Annotated in this window: 5 protein-coding genes and 1 pseudogene; 3 read left to right on the plus strand and 3 right to left on the minus strand. The window is 68.8% G+C overall.

Annotation, left to right across the window (positions count from 1 at the left end):
- From QQJ79_RS14920 to QQJ79_RS14930, 3 genes and pseudogenes are all read left to right on the plus strand, one after another.
- Positions 1–291 (plus strand): annotated as a pseudogene (locus QQJ79_RS14920) (hypothetical protein); the annotation flags it as partial.
- A 16-nt stretch (positions 292–307) separates the two neighbouring features.
- Positions 308–1,402 carry a histidinol-phosphate transaminase gene (gene hisC, locus QQJ79_RS14925; protein ID WP_284223718.1) on the plus strand — a complete coding sequence of 365 codons (1,095 nt, stop codon included), beginning with the start codon at positions 308–310 and terminating at the stop codon, positions 1,400–1,402.
- Positions 1,403–1,552: 150 nt separating this feature from the next.
- A complete protein-coding gene (locus tag QQJ79_RS14930) occupies positions 1,553–1,774 on the plus strand; it encodes a hypothetical protein (protein ID WP_284223719.1) in 222 nt (73 codons plus the stop codon).
- 88 nt (positions 1,775–1,862) lie between these two features.
- On the opposite strand, the gene QQJ79_RS14935 is transcribed toward QQJ79_RS14930, so the two are convergent.
- The 3 genes from QQJ79_RS14935 to QQJ79_RS14945 all read right to left on the minus strand — a co-directional run.
- Positions 1,863–2,672 (minus strand): TIGR02186 family protein, encoded by an 810-nt coding sequence (locus QQJ79_RS14935; protein ID WP_284223720.1) that lies wholly within the window; start codon positions 2,670–2,672, stop codon positions 1,863–1,865.
- On the minus strand, positions 2,669–3,592 hold the full coding sequence (locus QQJ79_RS14940; RefSeq protein WP_284223721.1) for a sulfite exporter TauE/SafE family protein: 924 nt from the start codon (positions 3,590–3,592) through the stop codon (positions 2,669–2,671). Before QQJ79_RS14940 ends, QQJ79_RS14935 begins: the two co-directional genes overlap by 4 nt.
- Before the next feature lie 126 nt (positions 3,593–3,718).
- Positions 3,719–4,527: tetratricopeptide repeat protein (locus QQJ79_RS14945; protein ID WP_284223722.1), on the minus strand; the 809-nt coding region annotated here is incomplete at its 5' end.

Raw genomic sequence — 4,527 nt, forward strand, 5'->3', positions numbered from 1 at the left:
GCCGCGGCCCTGCCCGACGGCCTGCTGGGCCTGCCCCGCGCCCTGATGGTGCAGCAGGTCCAGCCCGGCCCCACGGGCGACGATCGCACCTTCTGGGCCACCGACAGCCAGGCCCCCGACGCCCGCATCGTCGAGACCCTCGGCGCCGCCGGCCTCGCCGCCAGCCCGCTGATCGCGGCGGGCGGCTTGAAGCTGTTCATGCTCGCGGGCTATGTGCAGGCCGAGGACGGGCGGCTTGCATCCGCGCCCGGCAGCCTTTCCGGCGTCATCGGCGCCGCCCCCCTGTTCTGACTTCGAGGACCGCCCCATGACCGACGCGCCCGCGCCCAAACCCGGCATCCTCGACATCGCCCCCTATGTCGGCGGCAAGTCGCGCATCGAGGGGGTGGCCGAGCCGATGAAGCTTTCGTCCAACGAGAACGCCCTCGGCGCCGGCGAGAAGGCGCGCGAGGCCTATGCCGCCGCCGTGGGTCAGATCCATATGTACCCCGACGGCCGGGCTGCGAAGCTGCGCACGGCGGTGGCCGACCATCACGGTCTGGAGCCCGAGCGGCTGATCTTCGGCAACGGCTCGGACGAGGTCTTCGCCCTGCTGAACCAGACCTATCTGACGCCCGGAGACAATATCGTCAGCGGCAAATACGGCTTCCTCGCCTATCGCATCAGCGCCCTCGCCAACCAGGCTTCGGTCAAGCTGGCGCCCGAGCCCGACTTCCGCCTGACGCCCGAGGCCATCCTGGCAGAGGTCGATGACCGCACCCGCATCGTCTATGTCTCCAGCCCGTCCAACCCGACCGGCAGCTACAATACCGCCGAGGAAATCCGGCGCCTGCACGAGGCCCTGCCGCCCCACATCCTGCTGGTCATCGACGAGGCCTATGCCGAATTCGTCGCCGAGCCGGACTGGGAGACCAGCTTCCCGCTCGCCCGTGACGCCGACAACATCGTCGTCACCCGCACCTTCTCCAAGATCCACGGCCTGGGCGGCCTTCGCATCGGCTTCGGCTATGCGCCGCTGAAGGTGGCCGAGGCGGTCGACCGCATCCGCCTGCCGTTCAACGTCTCGGTGCCGGGCATTGAGGCCGCCGTCGCCGCGCTCGGCGACGAGGCGCATCAGCAGGCCTCGCGCGACCTGGTCCAGACCTGGCGTCCGCGCCTGACCCAGGCCATCCGCGGCTTCGGCTTCGACGTCTTCCCCTCGGCCGGAAACTTCGTGCTCGTCCGCTTCCCGGACGAGAAACGCAACGCGGCGGCCGCCAATGACTACCTGAATTCGAAGGGTATTATCGTCCGTCCCGTCGGCGGCTACGGCCTGCCCGACTGTCTGCGCATCACGGTGGGAACCGAAGACCAGAACCGGGCTGTCATCGATGCGCTGAGCGAATTCGCGGCGGCCGGGTGATCCACCGGCTCCGGACAGATTTGCTCGCCAGGGGGCGCAAATGGCCCCTTTTCGCCCCGGAGTTGTTGCCGGCAGGACACGCACGCGGTCTTGCCTTGCCAGGTTTGCGTCGATAGAAAGCGGCTTGAAACTTTCCGAGGGGACACATTCATGAAGAAGATCATCGCCGCCACCGTCGCCGGCCTGCTGCTGGTCGCCGGCCAGGCCGCCGCCTCCACCGAAGTCTCCGCCCGCATTGGCGACCGCGTCGGCGCGCAAGCCGGAGAGTCGAGCGAACTCGCCGCGATCCCGCTGCCGCTGATCTTCATCGGCGCCGCCATTCTGGTCGGCTTCGCGGTCAATGAAGTCGTGGACGACGGCGAAAGCGACTGAGACCACCAAATCTCGTAATCGAAAGGGCCCTCCGCTGCTGCGGGGGGCCCTTTTTCGTTGCGTGCGGACCGATACCCGCCATGGACCGTCAGCTGCGCCTGAACAGCCGGCTCGCCGCCCAGCCCATAAACGCCGCCAGCAGCACGACGAGCACGCCGTAGCTCCACGGCCGCCGATGGGCGAACTCATAGAGGTCGCGCTCGATGCCGACCTTTTCGACCGTCAGGGTCAGATTCGAGACCGACACCGGCTCGCCGTCCTGGAACAGCCAGACCTCGGCGAAATACTGGCCGGTCGGGGCCACCGCCGGCAGCTCGACCTCGGCGCGGAACAGCCCCGCGTCGACGAACTCCACCCCGTCGGGATCGGTGTTGTACAGAGCCGCCGCCTCGCGGAGCCGGATCACGGCGCGGCGGTAGTCCAGATAGTCTTCGCCCAGTCGGCTGACGACCACGTCGCGCACGCCGTAGCGAGTGACCGTGCGGCTCTCCTGCGGCGCATTGATCCTCAGGTGATCAACCCCCACGCCAAGGCGGCGCAACTGACCGAAGTCGGCGATGTCGGACAGCGGCCGCGTCGAAGCCGTCATGTAGAAGCCCGGGGCGCCCTCGAACAGGACCGGCCGGCTGTTGAGCCAGAAGCCCATATTGCGGGTCTTCTTGACCAGACGCACCGGCCCGTCCGGGCCACGCACCACCACCACCACATCCGCCGGCCGATCGGTCGGATTGAAGACGGCGCCGTACAGGACGATCGAGGCTCCCCGAAAACTGGAGTCGATCATGACACGGGCGTCGGTCATGGCGGCGGCGACGCGGACCTGGCCGACGGTCCCGACCGACCGTTCCGGCGCCGGCGCGATGATCGCCGGCGGCGGCGGGGGAAGAGCCTGGATCATTCCGTCACCCCCGGCGCGAAGGCGAACAGGTCAGACGGCCGCACGAACAGTTCCAGTCCCATCTGGATGCCGACGAGCAGGACAATCAGCCCCAGCACGGCCCGCAGTACGTCCGGCCGGAACCGGCCCGACAGCCGGGCCCCGTACTGTGCGCCGACGACGCCGCCGACCAGAAGCAGGGTGGACAGGATGATATCGACGGTCTGGTTGCGGCCGGCCTGGAGGACGGTGGTCATGGCCGTGACGATGATGATCTGGAACAGGCTGGTGCCCACCACCACCCCGGCCCTCATGCGCAGCACATAGAGCATCGCCGGCACCAGGATGAAGCCCCCGCCGACACCCATGATGGCTGAAAGGACGCCGGCGAAACCACCGAGAACGAACGGCGGGATGGCGCTGATGTAGAGGCCCGAGCGCGGAAACCGCATCTTCAAGGGCAGGCCGTACAACCACAGCGGCCGGCGGCGCTCCCTGTGCGGCAGGACCTCGCCGCGCACCCGGCGCAGGATCTGGCCGAGACTCTCGTAGAGCATCAGGGTGCCGATGGCGCCGAGAAACAGCAGATAGGAAACCGCCACCGCCATATCGGCCTGGCCGAGCAGGCGCAGATAGCGGAACAGCTCGACGCCCAGCAGCGCGCCGACGACGCCGCCCAGGGCCATGACTCCGCCGATGCGATAGTCGACCGCCTTCTGACTGGTGTAGCTGATCACGCCCGAGGTCGAGGAGGCGACGACATGGCTGGCCTGGCTGGCCACCGCCACCGACGGCGGAATGCCCATGAAGATCAGGATCGGGGCCATCAGGAAGCCGCCGCCGATGCCGAACAGACCGGACACGAATCCGACCGTCGCGCCCAGCAGAACCAGGAACGGCCAGTTCACCGAAACCTCGGCGATCGGCAGATAGATATCCAAAGGACGCGCCTTCGGCTGGAACTGAGGCTAGGCGCCGGGAAGGCGACGACGGAAGTCTGGTTGTCCTAGACCCACCCGGCGGTCCCCGCCACCCGATGCGCCAGAAAGGCTTGGTCGTCTCCCGCCTCAGGCGAGCGGTTCGACCGCAAATTGCTCGGCCTCGGTCCGGGCCTGTGAACGGACCGCGGCCGGCGCCGTGGCCCGCAGACGTTCGACCGCTGACCGGGCGTCGCCATCGCCGGCGCGCGCCGCGATCAGATACCATTTGTAGGCCTCGGTGAGGTCGGGCTGGATGCCCTGGTCACCGGTCTCATAGAGTTTGGCGACATTGAACTGGCTGTCGACCAGACCGAGCTCCGCCGCGCGTTTCAGCCATTCCAGCGCCTCGCCGCGGTTCTGGTCCCCGCCGACGCCGTCGAACAGATACATGCCATAGGCATGCATCCCGCGGGCGTCGCCCCCGTCCGCCGCGCGGCGCGCCCAGGCCCGGGCTTCCGCCAGATTGACGGCCAGGCCCTTGTCGCCGTCCTGGTAGAGGCCGGCCAGATGCAGCTGGGCCGGCGTATAGCCGGTGGCGGCGGCCTGTTTCAGGGTCTCGACCCCGCCGGCCTCGTTCGCATCGAGCTGGGCCGTCGCCTGTTGATACAGATCTTCGCCGCGCGCCAGATCGGCCGGCGAGGCCTTGGCCGGCACGACGGCGAGCGCCGCGACCGGCACGGCCGGTTCAGCGCCCGGCAGGCCGGGGATATTGAGACCCGAGCCCGTCAGCTGGCCCGTCGCATAGGCGCCGCCCGCGGTCAGCAGGACCGCAATGGCCGAGGCCCCCAGCGCCTTGCGGACCGTGCCGCCGTCCTTGGCGGCCTGTTTGTCGAGCCGCTCCTGCAGCCGGGACTTGCCGCCGCGCTTCAGGCCGAAGCCCGAGCGGGCGGGCGCCT

The organism is Brevundimonas denitrificans (assembly GCF_030160755.1).
Lineage (GTDB): Bacteria > Pseudomonadota > Alphaproteobacteria > Caulobacterales > Caulobacteraceae > Brevundimonas > Brevundimonas denitrificans.